General features: G+C 72.7%; 15 protein-coding genes. 8 read left to right on the forward strand and 7 right to left on the reverse strand.

Annotated elements, in window-relative coordinates; genetic code table 11:
* Window positions 1-27: 27 nt before the first annotated feature.
* Both ACZ5TL_RS05105 and ACZ5TL_RS05110 read left to right on the forward strand, forming a co-directional pair.
* A complete protein-coding gene (locus ACZ5TL_RS05105; RefSeq protein WP_468587775.1) occupies window positions 28-1,215 on the forward strand; it encodes an ABC transporter ATP-binding protein in 1,188 nt (395 codons plus the stop codon).
* A gap of 256 nt (window positions 1,216-1,471) precedes the next feature.
* Window positions 1,472-2,296, forward strand: coding sequence for a DUF427 domain-containing protein (locus ACZ5TL_RS05110; RefSeq protein WP_468587777.1), 825 nt, complete (start codon window positions 1,472-1,474; stop codon window positions 2,294-2,296).
* Here the strand turns inward: ACZ5TL_RS05110 and ACZ5TL_RS05115 are convergent.
* On the reverse strand, window positions 2,262-2,990 hold the full coding sequence (locus ACZ5TL_RS05115) for a TetR/AcrR family transcriptional regulator (protein ID WP_468587779.1): 729 nt from the start codon (window positions 2,988-2,990) through the stop codon (window positions 2,262-2,264). The genes ACZ5TL_RS05110 and ACZ5TL_RS05115 overlap by 35 nt on opposite strands.
* A gap of 152 nt (window positions 2,991-3,142) precedes the next feature.
* Here ACZ5TL_RS05115 and ACZ5TL_RS05120 point away from each other — a divergent pair, with 152 nt between their 5' ends.
* Together ACZ5TL_RS05120 and ACZ5TL_RS05125 are read left to right on the forward strand one after the other, a co-directional pair.
* On the forward strand, window positions 3,143-4,213 hold the full coding sequence (locus tag ACZ5TL_RS05120) for a phosphotransferase family protein (RefSeq protein WP_468587781.1): 1,071 nt from the start codon (window positions 3,143-3,145) through the stop codon (window positions 4,211-4,213).
* Window positions 4,210-5,295 (forward strand): GNAT family N-acetyltransferase, encoded by a 1,086-nt coding sequence (locus ACZ5TL_RS05125; RefSeq protein ID WP_468587783.1) that lies wholly within the window; start codon window positions 4,210-4,212, stop codon window positions 5,293-5,295. Before ACZ5TL_RS05120 ends, ACZ5TL_RS05125 begins: the two co-directional genes overlap by 4 nt.
* Window positions 5,296-5,304: 9 nt before the next feature.
* Here ACZ5TL_RS05125 and ACZ5TL_RS05130 read toward each other — a convergent pair whose 3' ends face one another.
* Window positions 5,305-6,192, reverse strand: coding sequence for an alkaline phosphatase family protein (locus ACZ5TL_RS05130; RefSeq protein ID WP_468587785.1), 888 nt, complete (start codon window positions 6,190-6,192; stop codon window positions 5,305-5,307).
* Window positions 6,193-6,373: 181 nt separating this feature from the next.
* On the opposite strand from ACZ5TL_RS05130, the gene ACZ5TL_RS05135 reads away from it, so the two are divergent.
* The 3 genes from ACZ5TL_RS05135 to ACZ5TL_RS05145 are packed head-to-tail and all read left to right on the forward strand — an operon-like array spanning window position 6,374 to window position 10,742.
* Window positions 6,374-8,203: a glycosyltransferase gene (locus tag ACZ5TL_RS05135; RefSeq protein ID WP_468587787.1), complete on the forward strand. Its 1,830-nt coding sequence runs from the start codon at window positions 6,374-6,376 to the stop codon at window positions 8,201-8,203.
* A complete protein-coding gene (locus tag ACZ5TL_RS05140) occupies window positions 8,200-9,912 on the forward strand; it encodes an NAD(P)-binding domain-containing protein (RefSeq protein WP_468587789.1) in 1,713 nt (570 codons plus the stop codon). Before ACZ5TL_RS05135 ends, ACZ5TL_RS05140 begins: the two co-directional genes overlap by 4 nt.
* Window positions 9,909-10,742, forward strand: coding sequence for a glycoside hydrolase family 16 protein (locus ACZ5TL_RS05145; protein ID WP_468587791.1), 834 nt, complete (start codon window positions 9,909-9,911; stop codon window positions 10,740-10,742). The genes ACZ5TL_RS05140 and ACZ5TL_RS05145 overlap by 4 nt, the downstream gene beginning before the upstream one ends.
* A 7-nt stretch (window positions 10,743-10,749) precedes the next feature.
* Here ACZ5TL_RS05145 and ACZ5TL_RS05150 read toward each other — a convergent pair whose 3' ends face one another.
* From ACZ5TL_RS05150 to ACZ5TL_RS05170, 5 genes are read right to left on the reverse strand one after another with little or no spacing between them, the layout of a single operon-like run.
* Entirely contained in the window at window positions 10,750-11,574 is an 825-nt protein-coding gene (locus ACZ5TL_RS05150) for a polysaccharide deacetylase family protein (protein ID WP_468587793.1), read from the reverse strand.
* Window positions 11,571-12,557: a glycosyltransferase family 2 protein gene (locus ACZ5TL_RS05155; RefSeq protein ID WP_468587795.1), complete on the reverse strand. Its 987-nt coding sequence runs from the start codon at window positions 12,555-12,557 to the stop codon at window positions 11,571-11,573. Before ACZ5TL_RS05155 ends, ACZ5TL_RS05150 begins: the two co-directional genes overlap by 4 nt.
* A gap of 16 nt (window positions 12,558-12,573) precedes the next feature.
* Complete coding sequence (locus ACZ5TL_RS05160; protein ID WP_468587797.1) at window positions 12,574-13,914, reverse strand: lipopolysaccharide biosynthesis protein; 1,341 nt, start codon at window positions 13,912-13,914, stop codon at window positions 12,574-12,576.
* Window positions 13,915-13,929: 15 nt separating this feature from the next.
* A complete protein-coding gene (locus tag ACZ5TL_RS05165) occupies window positions 13,930-15,210 on the reverse strand; it encodes a glycosyltransferase family 2 protein (RefSeq protein WP_468587799.1) in 1,281 nt (426 codons plus the stop codon).
* Complete coding sequence (locus tag ACZ5TL_RS05170; RefSeq protein ID WP_468587801.1) at window positions 15,207-16,034, reverse strand: glycosyltransferase family 2 protein; 828 nt, start codon at window positions 16,032-16,034, stop codon at window positions 15,207-15,209. The genes ACZ5TL_RS05165 and ACZ5TL_RS05170 overlap by 4 nt, the downstream gene beginning before the upstream one ends.
* A 187-nt stretch (window positions 16,035-16,221) precedes the next feature.
* On the opposite strand from ACZ5TL_RS05170, the gene ACZ5TL_RS05175 reads away from it, so the two are divergent.
* The gene (locus tag ACZ5TL_RS05175; RefSeq protein WP_468587803.1) at window positions 16,222-18,087 is read left to right on the forward strand and encodes a glycoside hydrolase family 15 protein; all 1,866 of its coding nucleotides are present in this window, start codon (window positions 16,222-16,224) and stop codon (window positions 18,085-18,087) included.
* Window positions 18,088-18,127: the final 40 nt, after the last annotated feature.

An 18,127-nucleotide genomic window follows, 5' to 3' on the forward strand; every position in this document is an offset into this window, starting at 1 on the left:
AGGCATGAAGGCAAGGAGGCACCATCCATGGCCGAGATCATCCTCGAGGGAGTCACCAAGCGCTTTCCCGACGGGGCCCTCGCCGTGAAGGACGTGGACCTCGAGATCGCCGACGGCGAGTTCGTGATCCTGGTCGGTCCGTCGGGATGCGGCAAGTCCACCACCCTGAACATGATCGCCGGACTCGAGGACATCACCGAGGGCACCCTGCGCATCGGAGACCGAGTCGTCAACGACCTGGCCCCCAAGGAACGCGACGTCGCCATGGTGTTCCAGAGCTACGCCCTGTATCCGCACATGAACGTCCGGGAGAACATGGGCTTCCCGCTGCGTCTGGCCAAGGTGGACAAGGACACCATCAACGCCAAGGTGACGCACGCCGCCCAGATCCTCGACCTCACCGAGCACCTGGACCGCAAGCCTGCCAACCTCTCGGGCGGGCAGCGCCAGCGGGTGGCCATGGGCCGGGCGATCGTCCGTGATCCCAAGGCGTTCCTGATGGACGAGCCGCTGTCCAACCTGGACGCCAAACTCCGGGTACAGATGCGCACCCAGATCTCCCGGCTGCAGCGGCGCCTCGGCACGACCACCGTGTACGTCACCCACGACCAGACCGAGGCGATGACGCTGGGCGACCGCGTCGTGGTCATGAGGCAGGGCCTGGTCCAGCAGATCGGCACCCCCGCCGAGCTGTACGACCTGCCGCGCAACCTCTTCGTCGCGGGCTTCATCGGTTCCCCGGCGATGAACTTCCTGAACGCCACTCTGGAGCACGGTGCCCTGCGCTCACCCCTCGGCGACCTGACCCTCGACGACCGTACGAGGCAGGCGCTGGAACGCCAGAACGCGCCCCGTGAGGTCATCGTCGGGCTGCGGCCGGAGGCATTCGAGGACGTGGCCCTGTCCCAGGACCGGGACCGGACGGGTCCGGTCTGCACCGTCACCGTGGACGTACTGGAGTCGCTGGGCTCCGACGCGTATGTCTACTTCACCGCGGAGGGCGGGCCCGCCACGACCACCGAACTGGAGGAGCTCGCCAAGGACTCGGGCCTGCGCGACACCGGCACCGACACCCAGCAGATCGTGGCCCGTCTGGACGCCGCCACGCGTGCCCGCGAGGGCGAACCGCTCGAGCTGCGGGTCGACATGGCCAAGGCTCACGTGTTCGCCCCGGCGACCGGAGCGAACCTCACGCATCCGGTGAGTGCGGCCTGACGACGCACCCCACACGGGGACCACCGCTCGGCCCGTCTCACCTCGAGAGCACTCCAGGCTGAAGACTCACTCCCGGAACCCGCCGGAGGGAGCGACAGGTATGCGGTACCGCACGATCGGCACGGACCTCCCCCAAGCTCTTCGAGCAGAGCGCGAGCAGCGGGCCCGGCTGGACGGGGCGCGCTGAGAGCGGGGAACCGAGCATGGGACCGTGGAGAGGAACCCGCATCCGGACCCTCCGGAAGGAGCACCGGCCATGAACAGCCGCCCGGCCCACCCCACCGCCCGGTCGATCAGGACCACCCCGGAAGGCCTCCTGTGGGAGCCCAGCGAGCGCTGGGTGCGCGGCCTCAAGGGCGATGTCACCGTCGTCGACAGCCGGAACCCGGTCCTTGTCTGGGAACCCGGCCTGCCCGTGCCGCAGTACGCCTTCCCGCGGGAGGACGTCCGCACCGACCTCCTCCGCCCGGCGAAGAACCCGCCCACCGGCACCCACACCGGCTCCCAGGTCTTCTACGACCTCGACACCGCCGGCGACGTCCGTGAGAATGCGGCCTGGACGTTCCCCGCCGACGACCTGGCCGGCCACATCGCCTTCGAGTGGTTCCTGCGCACGGACACGGGCCTCGACCACTGGTACGAGGAGGACGAGGAGATCTTCGTCCACCCCCGTGACCCGCACAAACGCGTGGACGCCCTGCCCAGCAGCCGCCACGTCCGGGTCGAGATCGAAGGCCGGGTCGTCGCCGACAGCCACGCCCCGGTGCTGCTCTTCGAGACCTCCCTGCCCACCCGGTACTACCTCCCCCGCGAGGACGTCCGCCTCGATCTGTTCGACGCCACCGACCACAGCACCGGATGCCCCTACAAGGGCACCGCCGCGTACTGGTCCTGGCGTGGCGAGGGCGACGTACCGCCCAACATCGTCTGGAGCTACCCGGAGCCGCTGCCCGCGGTGACGGCGATCCAGGGGCGGATCGCCTTCTTCAACGAGGCCGTGGACATCACGCTCGACGGCGAGCGGCTGGAGCGCCCGGACACGCCGTTCAGCCGGATGCTGCGGAAGGGGCGCCGCCGGTGAAGCCGTCCAGCAGGGCGTCCAGGCCGGCCGCGAGGCCCTCGGGACCGCCCCGCTCGGCGAGCGCGGCCGCCGTCTCCCGCAGGGTCGGCAGCTCCTTGGGCGGCAGCCGGTGCAGCCCCAGACGGAAGGCCGGATCGGTCTCGTCCGGGTTGTCCACCGTGGGCCGCAGCTCCACGGACACATAGCCCAGCAGCCAGGCGGTGAACGCGCGGAACAGGCCGGCCGTGGCCGCCTCGTCGAAACCGGCGTCCCGTAGCAGGGCCAGCACCCGCTCGTGGTCCCGCAGGACCGCGGCGGGCCGCCGGGCCAGCGGGACCGCGAGCAGACGCGTGGCGATCAGCGGTACCGCCTGGGGGTGTGTGAGACACACGTCGTAGGTGGTGCGGGCGACGCGGTGCAGTGCGGCCCGCCAGTCGGCGTCCGCCGCCGCGCCGGCGGCCAGTCGCTCCTCCAGCTCCAGGTACAGAGCCTCGACCAGCCCGTCGAGCAGGGCGTCCTTGCTCGCCGCGTACCGGTAAAGCGCCATGGCCTCCACGCCGAGCTCGCTGCCGAGACGGCGCATGCTCAGCGCCGAGAGCCCTTCACGGTCGACCAGCTCCAGGGCGCTGGCCAGCACCCGCTCCCGGTTCAGCCGGCCGTAGCGGCCGCGGTCGCTGGCGCGGCGGGACTCGCCCTGCCCACGGCCGTTCGCCATGCTGCCTCCTCGGTGTGCGGAGGGACGAAGCCGACCCTCTACGACGTACACATACACGATCCGGGCCGAGTCGCACCTCGACCGAGCTGCGCCGATGATGAAAAGAGGTGATACGGGGGCAGTCGCGGGCATCTGGCTGGAGGGAGTGCCGGATGACGTTCACCGAGGAGCTGAGGGGTTTCCTGCCGTTGCGTCCCGCCGGCCTCCTGACGCGTCCCGCCGACGCCCTGGCGGCGCGCAGGCTCGCGGACTCGCTGGACCCCGACGGTGAGCCGCACAGGCCCCGGCGCACCTTCTCCGACCTCCTGGTCTTCCGGCTCGACGGCGGCGGCACGGCGCCCGCCCTGGTCAAGCACCCCCGCAGCGCACGCGCGGCCGCCTCGCTGGAGCACGAGTGCGCGGCCGTGCGGCGGCTGGCCCGGGACGAGCGGCTCGGGTCGTGGCGGCGGCTCCTTCCGTCGGTGGAGGAGCACCGACTGGAAGGGCCGCTGCCGGTGCTGGTGGAGTCCTGCCTGCCGGGCGTCGAGGCCGATGCGCTGCTGCGGCGCTCCCCGGGGCTGGCCCGCCGGGTCACCGCGTCCGCCCTCGCGGCGATCCGCGAACTGCACCTCGCCACCGGCCGGACGGAGGAGGTGACACCCCGGGTGGCCGGGTGGGTGGAACCCCGGCTGGCCGTACTCGCCGAGGAGGTCCGCTGGTGCCGCCGGGGCGAGGGAGCGGAAGCGCTGGCGGCGGTGCGTGAGCAGGTGGACCACGCACTGGCCGGGCGCCGGCTGCTGGTGGCCTGGACGCACGGCGACTTCCACCCCGGAAACGTGCTGCTGACGGACGGCCAGGGCACCCTTTCCGGGGTGATCGACTGGGCGGGCGCCGTCCCCGACGGCCCGGCCGTACTCGACTGCCACACCTTCGTGCTGACCATGCGGCACCAACTCGGCGGACGGGAGTTCGGAGAGGTCGTCGCCGATGTGGTCCGGAGTGCTTCCCTCCTGTCCGAGGACCGACGGCTGCTTGCCGAGTCGGGGGCGCTGGCGCCCGGCCCCGGGGCGGAGGCCGCGTTCACGTTGCTGACCTGGCTGTGGCACGTGGCGGGGAACGTGGAGAAGTCGGCCCGGTACGGGCGCAGCCACCGGTGGGTCGCCGACAACATCGTGTCCGTGCTCAGCGAGGTGCTGGCACACCAGAAGCCGCACAGCCCAGGATCCCGCTGGAGAAGATCGTGAACACACCCGCTGAATTCCTGATCGACACGGCTGCGGGCCCCGCGCACATCACGACTCCCGCGCCCCGCGACACCTGGTGGGAACTGGCCGCGCAGGACCCGGGCAACTGCGTCACACAGACACCGACCTGGCTCGACTGCCTGTGCGACACGGGGCCCTACCGGGACGCCAGTCGGCTCTACCGGTTCGACGACGGCGGCCGGATCGTGCTCCCCCTCGTCAACAGAGGGCGACGACCAGGACGGCTCGACACGGAGGAGTCCTGGCCGGCCGGCTGGGGAATCGGTGGGCCGGTGGCGTCGGGGCGCGTAGGCCCTGAGAAGGCACGGGCGCTCTTCGACGACCTGGCGCGCCGGCCTGCCCTGCGGGTCGGTGTGCGCTTCCGGCCGTGGGACGCCGAGCTGTGGCAGCGGGCCGCTCCGGGGAATTTCCGGCTGGAGTCCCACATGACCCAGGTGGTGGACCTCGACGGCGGCTTCGGCGCCGTATGGCAGCACGTCTTCCACAAACGGGCCCGGCGTGACATCAGACATGCCGAGAAGGCGCACCTCGACGTGGAGGTGGACCGCACTGGCAGGCTCGCCCCCGTCTTCCAGCAGCTGTACGACCAGTCGATCGAGCGTTGGGCCAGGCAGCAGCACGAGCCGTTGGCGCTGGCCCGGTGGCGCAGGAGGAGGGAGTTCCCCACGGGGCGCCTGGCCGCAGTGGCCGCCCGGTTCGGCGAGTCCTGCGCGATCTGGGTGGTCCGGCGCGACGGTGAGCCTGCGGCGTCCATCGTCGTCCTGCGGCACGGTTCTCACGCCAAGTTCTGGCGGGCGGCGATGAACCGGGACGTGGCCCATCCGGCCGGGGCCGGCTCCCTGCTGAACAAGCTGGCCATCGAGGAGGCGTGCGAGCAGGGCTGCCGGTACTACGACATGGGTGAGTCCGCCCCGGGATCCTCATTGGAGCACTACAAGGCGGGCTTCGGAGCGGTGCCCGGCTCCTCTCCGCGTTTCTCGCGGGAACGGCTGCCCGTCTCCGCGGCCGAACGCGGACTGCGGACGGCCGTCAAGCGCGTGATCCGCTTTCAGGACGCCTGAGGGTGCCGGTCAGCCGTCGCCCTTCCAGATGTCCAGGGGCTCGGCCTCGGCGCTGTGCCCGAGCGGGTCGAGGTCGTAGGCGTCGAGGATGGTGCGGAGCAGGCCGTACAGGTTGTTCGGCTGGTCGTGTGCGCCCGGCTCCACCTGCTCGCCGACGACGACGGTCGGGATGTGGTTGTCCTCGTCCTCGCCGCCCTCGTCCTCGTCCCAGGTGACCACGAGGACGCTGTTGTGGGTCATCGCCCACTCGGCGTAGTCGCCGAGGTTCTTCCGCAGCCATGCGTCGCCGCGTTCGATGCCGCCGTCGTGCATGTCGTTGTCGAGGTTCGGTACGACGAAGGAGACGTGCGGCAGGTCCGAGAAGTCCTCGGGGAAGTCCGTCCACGGGCGGTTGACGGAGTCCGGCAGATTCGTGAAGTTCACCCATGGCGCGTGCCGGCGTACGTACGGGCCGCTGGTGCAGTCCTTGAAGCCGACCCTCGGCAGGCTCTCCGCGTAGCCGGTGAACGTCAGGTCGGCCTGCAGCAGCTGGGAGCCGAGGTTGCGGGACGAGAAGTCGTTCGGGCAGTCGTTGCCGACGCCCTGGGTGGAACCGGAGAACAGGGCCAGATAGTTCGGCTGGCTCGGATAGGTGATGGCGAAGAACTGGGTGAGGTTGGCGCCCTTGCGGGCCAGTTCGTTGATGAACGGGGCATCGGGCGAGCCGATGATGTCCTCGTAGCCGCGGTTCTCCTCGACGACCACCACGATGTGGTCGGGCCTGGGGACGCCGTCGCTCTGGCCCGGCGAACCGCAGCCCGCCACCGGCAGGAGCGCGGCGAGGACGGCCGACGCGGCGATGAGCGGCTTTCGCAGGCGGTGCGGCGGCCTGGGCGGTGTCATCACTCGTGGCGTCACTGCTCTCCTCCGGCGGTCGGTCCATCCGCGCTGCCGGGCGCACAAAACGGCAGTAACGTAACTTTTAGCACTAATGCCGCATTTTGGCCGGTTTGCATCGCTGGTGTGTGCAGATGAGGGAAGCGCCGCGGCAGGCGCTCCACGGCCCGGTCGTCCCACCCGCTGTGCGGGAGGCATCTCCATGGGCAACCGTTCGCCGCTGACGACGCGTCAGTGGGCGCCGCGTGCCACCGCCGAGACGCGGCGATCCGGGGAAGCGCCGGTGGTGCCGCCCGGCCGGAGGCGCACGACGGCACCACAGTGGGCGGTGCGCGCCGTGCTGCCCGTCGCGCTCGTCCTGTGGCTGCTGTCCCTGCGCCACGTGAACCTGAACGCCATGACCGACCTGGGCCTGCTCCAGGTGCTGCCGGTGCTCTTCTGGATCGCCCTTGGTGTGCTCGTCCTCGGCTTCTGCGTGGCCCTGTCCGACCGGCGGACCCGGGGCGGCTGGTTCGCCGCCTACGTCCTCGGCCTGATCGCGATCCTGCACGCCACGCCGGCCCTGCTGTATCCCACCCTCCGCTACGGCTGGGCGTGGAAGCACGTCGCGGTCGTCGACGCCATGATCCGCAACGACGGCAGTGTGCCCGGCGCGGAGAAACTCGACGTCTACGACCAGTGGCCGGGCTTCTTCCACCTCAACGCGCTGGTGGTGCGGGCCACCGGCCTGGAGTCGTCGCTCGGCTACGCGGTGTGGGCCCCGCCCGTCAACAACGTCCTGCTGCTCGCCCCGCTCCTGCTGACCTACCGGGCCGTGACCACCGACCGCAGACTCGTGTGGGGAGCCGTCTGGATCTTCTACTCCTGCTCGTGGGTGGGACAGGACTACTTCGCGCCCCAGGCGTTCGCGTTCCTGCTGTTCGTCACGCTGATCGCCCTGGTGATGGGGCAGTTGCGGGCCTGGGCGGAGCGACCACCGGGCTCCCGGGACAGAGCCTGGCCCGTCGGCCGGTACCTGCTCGTCGTGCTGATCATGGCGGTGATCGTCTGCTCCCACCCGCTGACCCCGCTGATGATGGTCAGCGCCCTGGTCGCGCTGTCGCTGCCGCGCCGCAACAGACGCGTGCTGCTGCCGGTGCTGGGCGCCGGGGTCCTCCTCACCCTGCTCTGGGACACCACCGTGGCGCGGCCGTTCCTCTCGGCGAATCTGAGCGAGTTCGTGAGCGCGCTGCTGGAGCCGGACTCCAACGTGGTCTCGGGGCTCGCGGCCCTGGGCGCCGCCGCCCCCGGGCAGGTGACGGTCTCCTGGGTCGACCGGGGCCTGTCCGCTGCCGTGTTCCTGCTGGCGGCCCTGGCGTTCGTCGTGCGGCGCTGGACCCGCCGTACGGGCATGCCGCTGCTCGTCCTGGCCCCGATGCCGGTCCTGATCGCGAACTCCTACGGCGGCGAGATGATCTTCCGCGCCTATCTGTTCGCGCTGCCCGCCGCCGCCCTCCTCATCTCGGCACTGCTGTTCGAATCCCGCAGGCACCCACGGCTGCGCGTGTTCGTGGTCGCCCCGCTGCTGCCGGCGATGCTCGGCGGGCTGCTGTTCGGCTACTACGGCAAGGAGGCGGCGAACCACTTCACCAAGGACGAGGTGGCCGCCACCCGCTTCGTCACGGCCACCACGCCTCCCGGCTCGCTGATCGTCTCCCTCACCTCCGATGTGCCCGGCCTGGAGATGAACTACGACAGACATCCGCGGATCCAGCTCAACGAGCAGGAAGTCGCGGTCCGGCAGCGGCTGGTGGACGACCCGGTCGAGGGGCTGGAGCCGTTCATCGACGGTGCCACGGTCCGCGAACCCGCCTACATCGTGCTCAGCCGCGCCCAGGCCGCCGAGTGCTACCTCAACGGCACCCTTCCTGCCGACACCATGCGGCGCATGGACACCGCGATGTCGAACACCTGGGGGTTCGTGCAGGTGTTCCGCAACCAGGACGCCGTGGTCTACCGGTACCAGAACCCCGACGCGGGGGAGGCGCCATGACCACGCTCCCCACCAGCCTTCCGCCGCGCTGGAGATGGCCACTGCGCATCACGCTCGCGCTGTCCGGCTGGCTCGCGCTCGCCGCGAGCCTGGCCCTGCCGGACGCGGGCGTCCCGCGCCTGCTGGCCGTCTGCGCGTTCCTGCTGCTGTGCCCGGGGGCCGCGGCCACGCGGTGGGCCAGGCCGACGCCCTGGCACGACCGGGGCTCGCCGTTCGTGGTGGAGACCGCGTTCCTGGCCGTGGCGCTCAGCCTGTGCCTGGCGGTCCTCACGGCGCAGCCGTTCTACCTCAGCGACTCCTTCACCACCACACGCGTGATCATCACCCTGGCGGCCATGACCTCGCTCCTCGCGCTGCTGCCCACACCCGGCAGCCGCCGTCCCGGCGCGCGGCGCACCGGCCCGGACGACGCCCCGTCGGCCCCCCGCACCCGGCCCGCTCCCAGGACGGGCACCGCGTACGGCTCGGGCGCCACGGTCCGGCCGGTTTCCGGCGAACGGCCCGGCGCCTCGCGCGGTCCGGCCCGGCCGGGCGACCGCGTCGCCGTCGCCGTCGTCGGTGCCGGACCGTACGGCCTGGCCACCGCGTGCCATCTGCGCGCCGCCGGAATGCGGCCGCGCGTGTTCGGGCAGCCGATGGAGCCGTGGCGGACGCACATGCCCGACGGCATGCTCCTGCTGACCGCCCCGGCCGCCTCCGCCATCGCGGCCCCGCAGCCCGGCTACGGGTTCACGGACTGCCGAGCGGCCAGGGGGCCGGCCCGGGCGGACGACCAGCGGCCGGTGCCGCTGGCGGAGTACGTCGCCTACGGCCGCTGGTTCCAGGAGCACCAGGTGCCTGAGGTGGAGCCCTGCCGGGTGCGCCGGATCCGGGCCGCCGACGGTGGCTTCCGGCTGCTCCTCGACACCGGCGAGGAACCGCTCGCCGCCTCCGTGGTGCTCGCCACCGGCGCGGTGCCCTTCGCCTGCGTACCGCGGAAGGTGCACGCGTGCACCGGGCGGGGCCTCGTCTCGCACAGCAGCGAGCACACGGACCTGAGCCGCTTCGCGGGGGAGCGGGTGGCGGTCCTGGGGTCCGGGCAGTCCGCGCTCGAGTGCGCGACGCTGCTGTACGAGGGCAAAGCCCGGCCCACCGTCGTCGCCCGCACGCCGGCTGTGCTCTACGACCCCCCGCCGCCGAACGGAGCGGGCGTCCGTTCCTGGCTGCCCGGCCACCCGCTGCTGGGCGCCGTCAGCCACGCCGGAGCGGCCTGTCGTCTGCTCCCGGCACCGCTGCGCATGGAGGTGCTGCGCGCCGTACCGAGACCGTCCGGCGCCTGGTGGCTGAAGGAGCGGGCGGCGGACCGGTTCCCGGTGCTGTGCGGCCGTACGCTGGTCGCCGCCGAGCCGGGCTACGGGGTGGTCCGCCTGCGGCTGCTCGACCAGCACGGCCGGCCCGAGGACCTCGTGGTCGACCACGTCCTGGCCGCCACCGGCTACCGGGTCGACGTGCGCCGCCTGGACCTGCTGGAGCCCGGCCTCAGGCGGTCGCTGCGGGTGTTCGCCGGGGCGCCGGTGCTCACCTCCGGGTTCGAGTCCTCCATGCCCGGCCTCTACTTCACCGGACTCGCCGCGGCCCCGAGTTTCGGGCCGCTGATGCGGTTCGTCGCCGGCACCGGCTTCGCCGCGCGCCGCCTCACCGCCGCCGTCGCGGCCGGGAAACGGCGGTGATCCCCGTGCCCGCGCGACGGCTGCGAGCCGCCCTGGCCGCCCTGGCGACGACGCTGGTGCTGACCGTGGGCTGCGGCGCCACCGACTCCGAGGCACCCCCCAGGCCGAGGCCCGTTCCGCAGGACTGGAAGCTGTCCTTCCGCGACGAGTTCGACGGCTCGCAACTCGACACCGACCGCTGGGCGACCTGTTACGACTGGAACGAGGACGGGTGCACCAACAGCGGCAACGACGAGGAGCAGTGGTACCTGCCCGGCCAGGTCTCCGTCGGCGACGGGCACCTGAGACTGGACGCGGAGCGGCGCTCCACACGCGGCAGTGACGACGAGACCTATCCCTGGCGGTCCGGCATGATCTCGACCGGCCGGGACGACTGGTACGGCGAACCCCGGCACGTCTTCACGTACGGATACTTCGAGGCGTCCATCAGGATCCCCGCCCAGGAGGGCATGTTCCCCGCGTTCTGGATGATGCCGGCGTCCAAGTTCACACCCCCCGAGCTGGACATCATGGAGTTCCTCGAGCGCACGGACCGGGTCATGATGTACGTGCACTGGCGCAGCCCGGAGGGCGACCAGCGGGCGCGGGAGAGTTTCGGGCCCGTTCCGTTCCCGGAGAGGCATCACGTCTTCGGCATGCTCTGGACCCCCGACGAGGTGAGCTGGTACGTCGACGGTGTCCGCAGGTTCCGCGTGACCGAGCCCGAGCGGGTCCCCCACGTGCCCATGGAGGTCCTGATCAACCTGGCCGTCGGAGTGCCCCGGTCACCGCCCCCGTCGGTGGACTCGGCCCGGATGACGGTGGACTGGGTGCGGATCTGGCAGGAGTGAGGGACGGTCAGCGGGCGGGGGTGGGCAGCGCCGGGTAGGGGTGGTTGATGCCGGCCCGCAGTCGCCGGTAGCCCCGCCAGGCCCTGGTCCGGGCCCGCTCGGGGAACGGCGCCACCGGCGCGCCCGCGCCCTGGAGCCAGGCCAGGAACCGGTCCCGGGCGGTGTCGGCGCGCACCATCAGCCGGGCGATGCGCAGCACGTCGTCCGCGCCGGAGCTGAAGCCGTACCGAACGGCCGTCGCCGAGGTCCAGCCCGCCTCGTCCACCAGGCGGCGGACCGCGCGGTCGGAGTAGCCGTGGGGGTAGGCGAAGGCGTCGACGCGATGCCCGAGAGCGTCCTCCAGACGGGCCTTGCAGCCCTCGACCTCCTCCCTCGCGGCCCGCCGGGGGAGCGCGTCCAGCTGCGGATGGCTCCGGGTGTGCCCGCCGATCTCGACGAGCGGGTCCAGCTCCCGCACCTGGCGCCAGCTCAGCATCGGCGCGGGCGGGAGGAGACTGCCGTGCTCCGATGGCCAGGACGGACCGCCCAGAGCTCCGGTGGTGACGTAGAGGGTCGCCGGCAGGCTCCGGGCGGCGAGCAGCGGCGCCACGGTGGAGTGGAAGTCGGCGAACCCGTCGTCGAAGGTCAGCACGGCCGACCGGGAGGGCAGCGGCGGACCCCCGCGCAGCGCGGCGACCAGGCGCCGCAGCGGGACGACCTCCAGACCGTGGTCCGCGAGCAGGTCGAGCTGCTCGGCGAAGACACGCGGGCCCACGGTGAACGGGGCGATCCACGAGGGCGGGTCGGCGGACACCGAGTGGTACAGGAAGACGGGGACGGGCTGGCACGTCATACCGGGCTCCCCTTCACCGGCGCGCGGCAGGCCGGTCCTGCGGCGACGGGGACGGGGGCGGCGGAGTGCCGGGCGCGCACAGCGCCCACGGCGTAGCCCAGGCCGGTGGCGGCGACACCGAGGGCCAGGGCGGCGGCGGTACGCACCGGAGCGGGCCGGCCCCGGCGCAGGGCCTCGCGGAAGGCGCGCGGAATGCTCGTCGTGAGGTAGGCGCGCTCGCTGGACAGGGCGGCGGGGCCGCCGCCGCACCGGGCCACCAGGGCCTTGGAGAGTCCCTCGGCGTAGCAGCGCGACCGGAAGTACGACCACGTGGCGCGTGCCGCGGGGACCCGGTGCCGGACGGCGGCCGAGGGCTCGTGGAGCAGCACGGCGGCCGGGCGGCGGGAGCTGATGCGCAGGCACAGTTCCGTCTCCTCGCAGCCCAGCGGCCGTGTACCCACCCGCCCCAGGTCCGTGCGGAAACCGCCGGCCGTGTCGAGCGCGTCCTTGCGGAAGGACATGTTGGCCCCGATGAAGTTGCGTACCGGCGCGCGCTCCTCGGGCAGACCGCGGTACGAGCAGCCGACCACCCAGTCGAACTCCGGGGGGAACCAGGCGGGCCGGCCCGTCTCCCACCAGGGGACCACGAGCCCGCCGACGCCGGCGACCCGCGGGTCGCGATAGTCGGTCAGCAGGCGGTCCGTCCATGAGGGGTGCGCGGTCGCGTCGTCGTCCAGGAAGGCCACCACGTCCCCGACGGCCGCCTCGACGCCCGTGTTCCGGGCGCCGGACAGACCCTTGCGGTGCTGGTTGGGCAGCACCCGGACGCCGTGCAGCAGGCGGGCGGCGAGCCGGTGGAGCTCCGGGCAGTGGTCGACGACCAGCACCACGTCGTCCGGCGGGCGGCGCTGGGACTGCACGGAGGTGATGGCGGCCTGCAGGTCCTCCCAGCGGTCGAGCGTGTAGGCGCACACGACGACCGAGAGGCTCGGTGTGGTGTTCATGAGGTTCTCCCGGAGGTCATGACGTGCTCCCGGAAGCGGAGACCAGCCAGCGGGACCGCCAGATCAGCAGGGGCGCGGCGATCAGGCACTCCGCCGCCAGCCAGGCGACGCCCGCGCCCGTCACCCCCAGCACCGGCAGCAGCAGCTGGACCAGTCCGAGGACCAGCACGCACAGGGCGATCTGGAGCCCGACCACCAGGCGCATGCGGCGCCGGGCCCGCAGCACGTCCACGGCCACGCTGAACACCAGGTTGGGCAGTGCGGCCAGGGCCAGCAGACGCAGCGGGGTGGTGCCGTGCTCGGCGTAGCCGGGCCCGAACAGCCGAAGGATCCACGGGGCCCCCGCGACGATCACGGCGACACCGGCGGCCAGCATCATCCCGGAGTGGCGCAGCACCCGCAGCCCGTGCTCCGCGAGCCGTTCGGGGCGGCGTACGGCCTCTACGACCAGCGAGCTGCCCATGTTGCGCACCACCAGGAACAGCACGTAGCCGATGATCCAGGCGAGGGAGAAGTAGGCGCTCTGCTCCGCCCCGAGGGCGCTCAGCACCATCAGCGGCACGAGCGTGTAGGCGGCCATCCGGAACAGGGAGCCCGTGTAGTCGGCCGCCGCGTAGCTCAGCAGCCGCGGCGGGCGCACGGCCTCGGGGTTCTCCCGCTCGTGGCGCGGCACCGCCCGCCGCAGCAGGAGGTAGTTGGCCACGAGGAGGGAGACGAGCAGGGCTCCCGCCCAGGACAGCAGGATCCCGGTCCTCAGGGCCAGGAGGGCACCGCCGGCCAGCAGCAGGATCTTGACGAGGGCGAAGACCATGTTCTCCGCCACCACCCAGCCCGGGCGGCGCATCGCCGTCAGCGCTCCGTCCTGCAGGACGAAGATGGTGTACGCGGCGGTCGCCGCCACGAACCAGACGGCGACCAGGGGGTCCCGCAGGAAGGCCAGTTCGGGCGAGAGGGCGGGCACGAGGAGCACGAAGACGAGGCAGACCACGGCGCTCCACGAGGCGGTCACCGCGTAGCAGGTGAGCAGCAGTCTGCGGGTCTGCCGTCCGGAGCAGGGCAGGAACCGGATCAGGAAGTCGTTGAGGTTGAGCTGGCCGATGTTCGCCAGCAGCAGGGACGCGGACAGGGCGGAGTAGCTCACGCCCACGACCTCGTCGTCGTACCAGTGGGTGGCGAACAGCCAGAAGATCGCGCCGACTCCGGCGTTGACCAGGGAACTGACCGCCAGCAGATGGCCGTTGCGCACCAGGGGCTCGCTGGGCAGGACGCGGGCGATCCCGGTGCGCACCGCCGTCAGCGTTCGCCCCCGGCCGGATGTCCCCATGGCCTCGGGCGGGCCGGCTGTCTCCTGGGACACGTACACGGCCCCTCCTCAGACCGGACCGCCGCGGATCCGGCGGCGGCTGCGCAGATAGCCGACCGGCCCGTACAGCAGGCCTCGCAGTTCCATGCGGGCGAGCCGTCGCGACCGCGTGGGGTCCGCCTCCGCCTTGCGGTGCGCCTGGGCCAGGGCGTACCGGATGCCCCGGGGCAGCCTGCGCAGCAGGGCCGGGATCATGCGGGGGTCGTTCACCAGGGCGCCGGTGAGGTACGCGCCGAGCCCGGCCCCGTAGCCGAACGCCTGGGCGTCCAGGGCGTCCCGGGTGCGGCGGTGTCGGTGCCAGACGATCGCGCCGGGCTGGTAGGCCAGCGCCTGCCCCGCGGTCAGGACCCGGAAGAAGGCGAGCAGGTCGTCGCCGCCGCGAGCCGGGGTTCCCGTGCCCGTGGCCGGGTCGAAGCCGCCCAGCGCCCGCAGCGTGGCGGTCCGGAAGGCCATGTTGGTGCCGGAGCCGAAGCGTCCCGCCGTGAAGGGGAACAACGGTTCCTGCGGCGGTTGGCGCAGGGACCAGACGCGCGGCGCGTACCCCTTGGCGAAGCCGCCGTGGAGTTCCAGGGCCGCCTGGGCGGCCGTCTCCAGTTCGGCCGGGACGATGAGCCCGGTGACGCAGCCGATGCCCGGATCCTGGGCGAAGCCCTCCGCGATCGCGGCGAGCCAGCCCGGGTCGACCAGGGTGTCGTCGTCGGTGAAGGCGGCGATCTCGCCGCGGGCGGCGGCCAGCCCCCGGTTGTGCGCGCGGGCCAGGCCCGCCACGGGCTCCCGGACGTAGCGGACCAGGCCCCCGTACGCGTCGCGGACCAGCCGCTCGGCCGCGTCGTTGGCCGGGGCGTTGTCCACGACGATGACCTCGAAGTCCCGGTAGTCCACGCGCAGCAGGGAGTTCAGGCACTCCCGTAGCATCGCCGGCCGGTTGTGCGTCGCGATGATCACGGTGATGGACGGCGGGGCGAGCGCGGGTGCCCGGGCGGGAGATCCCGTGCGCGGGAGCGGAAACCGCCGCCGGGCCGTGTCCGCCACCGACCGCCACAGGTCCTCGGGTGCGCCGCCCTCCGCTCCGGCCGCCCTGACCAGACCCAGGGGCCGGCCGCGCAGCCGCACCAGGGCCAGCACCGGCGCCGTCGGGCGGATCGGTCCCGGGCCGCCGGGCGGACGGAAGACGTACGGCCGCGCCAGATCCATGTCGACGACCCGGACCGGCGCGTACGCCGGCCCGGCCGGGCCCGGATCCGTTCCCGGGCGGCGTGCGGCGGCGGCCGGATGCCGGGTGACGCTCACGCCGGGATCCCTCCGGCCCGCGCGGCGGATCGGGCCCCGGGCCGCTCGGACAGCAGCGTCCGCAGCACCCGTCGGCCGTCCGATATCGCGTGCAGATGAGAACGCCCGCTGCGCCGCGGCAGTTCGAGGCTCGGGACCTCGGCGATGCGCAGGCCCGAGCGCAGGGCGTGGGCGATCATCTCGGTCTCGATCTCGAAGCCGGAGGAGTGCAGGTCGAGGTCCTCCAGGAAGTCGCGGCGGAAGGCGCAGAACCCGTAGCACAGGTCCGTCAGCTTGGTGTCGTAGAGGTGGTTGACGGCGGCCAGGAGCACCTGGTTGCCGAGCCGGCGGATCCGGGTGATGTCGAGCGAGCCGCCGCCGGCGATGAACCTGGAGCCCTTGACGAAGTCGAAGCCGTTGTCGAGGAAGTGCAGGTAGTGCGGGATCTCCCCGGGCAGCATGCTGCCGTCCGCGTCCATCATCACGATGTGGTCGCCGGTCGCGGAGAGGAAGCCGGTGCGCAGGGCGTTGCCCTTGCCGGGGCCGCTCTGCGCGACGTGGCGCACGGTCGGCAGGCACCGGGTCGCCATGTGCACCGTGCAGTCGACGGAGTCCCCGTCGACCAGGATGACCTCGTCGACGCAGGCCGGGATCTGCTCGAAGACCCAGGGGATGTTGCGCGCCTCGTTGCGGGCGGGGACGACCAGACTCACGGTGGCCCGGGGCGGGGGGCGGTCCCCGGCCCGGCGCTGGGGGTGCGAGGTGCGGTCCGTCCGCGCGGCGCCGTTGCTGTCGCCCCGGGCGATGAAGGAGGAGTGCGCGGTCAGGGGATGCGTGTCGTTCATGATGCCGGGTCTCCCGGTGAGGCGTCCTTGAGGAGACGCCATATATTTACGACGTATACGTACATATTGCCGGTTTTGTCGCCGAGGTCAAGGCCTGTGCGCTTTCCGGGGCTGGGAGGCCTGTGCCGGGCGCTTTGTCCGGCGTAGGGTGGAAGGCGGCAAAGTGCACGGCGGCGTAGTCCCGATCATGAACGCACCCATCGAGGATTACGCCCTCATCAGCGATCTGGAGACGGCCGCCATGGTCGGCCGGGACGGATCGGTCGACTGGCTCTGCCTGCCCCGCTTCGACTCCCCGGCCTGCCTGGCGGCCCTGCTGGGCACCGAGGACAACGGACGCTGGCGCATCGCCCCCGTCTCCGGCGGCCGCTGCACGCGCCGCTCCTACCGTGCCGACACGCTGGTCCTCGACTCCGTGTGGGAGACCCCCACCGGGACGGTGCGCGTCACCGACCTCATGCCGCCGCGCGCCGACGTGCCCTGCGTCGTCCGCCTGGTCGAGGGCCTGTCGGGCACGGTGGACCTGCGCAGCGAACTGCGGCTCCGCTTCCACCAGGGCCGTGTCGTGCCCTGGGTCCGGGACGTCGGCCACTGCACCGTCGCGGTCGCCGGCCCGGACGCCGTCTGGCTCGGTGCCGACGGCCGGGTGCGGGGCCGGGGCCGGGGCCACGAGGACGCCACGGTCTGGGAGTTCACCCTCACAGCCGGGCGCCGGCTGGCCCTCACCCTGGGGTGGACGCCCTCGCACCGGTCCGCGCCTCCCATGCCGCTGTCCGTCCCGGCGGAGACCGCCCTGAAGGAGACCGTCGGCTTCTGGCGCCGCTGGACCGCCCGATGCCGCTACCAGGGGCCGTGGCGGGACGCCGTCGTACGGTCCCTCATCACCCTCAAGGCCCTCACCTACGCCCCCACGGGCGCCATCGTCGCCGCCCCCACCACCTCGCTGCCCGGCTCCATCGGCGGCGAGCACAACTGGGACTACCGGTTCTGCTGGCTGCGCGACTCCACCCGGACCCTGTCCTGCCTGCTGCGCAGCGGATACCGGGACGAGGCCACCGCCTGGCTGGACTGGCTGGTGCGGGCCGTCGCCGGTGACCCCGCCGACCTGCAGTCCGTCTACGGCGTCAAGGGCCAGCGGCTGCTGCCCGAGACCGAGGCGCCCTGGCTGCCCGGCTACGAGGGCTCCCGGCCCGTGCGGTTCGGCACCTCGGCCGTGGGCTGCTTCCAGCTGGACGTGTACGGCGAGGTCCTGGACACGCTGTGGTTGTCGCTGCGCGCCGGGATCCCGATGCCGGCCCACGTGTGGGAACTGGTCGAGTCGCTCATGGGGTTCCTGCTGCGGCACTGGCGGGAACCGGACCAGGGGCTGTGGCGGGTGGGCGGCCCGCGCCGCCAGTTCGTCCACTCCAAGGTCATGGCGTGGGTGGCAGCCGACCGCGCCGTGCGCATGGGCGAGTTGCTCGGACGCAACGGCTCCTCCGGGCAGTGGCGGGCGATGCGCGAGGAGGTGCACCGGCAGGTCTGCCGGGAGGGCTGGGACACGGCCCAGCGGTCCTTCGTGCAGTCCTACGGCGCCCGGGGGCTCGACGCCTCGACGCTGCTCATCCCCCGGGTCGGGTTCCTGCCGGGCCGTGACGAGCGGGTGCGCGGCACGGTGCGTGCCCTCGGCGGGCTCGGGCACGGCGGCTTCCTCTGGCGGTACGCCGAGAGCGGCACCGGGCCCGACCGGCCGGACGGCGCCGAGGGCGCGTTCGTCTCCTGCTCCCTGTGGTACGCCGACGCCCTCGCCGCCACCGGGCGTCGGCAGGAGGCCCGGGAGGTCTTCGGACGGGTCCTCGCCGTCCGCAACGACGTCGGTCTGCTGGCCGAGCAGTGGGACCCGGACACGGGCCGTCAACTGGGCAACGCGCCCAAGGCGTTCAGCCATATCGCGCTGGTGGAGACGGCGTTCGGCCTGTCGCCGGCGTCCGGGGGGAGGCGGCGCGGGCCGGAGCTGAAGCCGGAGGCCCGGGGGATCGGGGCTGACGGCGGAGGTCCGGGGGATCGGGGCTGACGGCGGAGGTTCCCGACCTCGGCCGGCCGTCCGCACCCGT

The sequence above is a fragment of the Streptomyces sp. NPDC033136 genome, assembly GCF_055578235.1.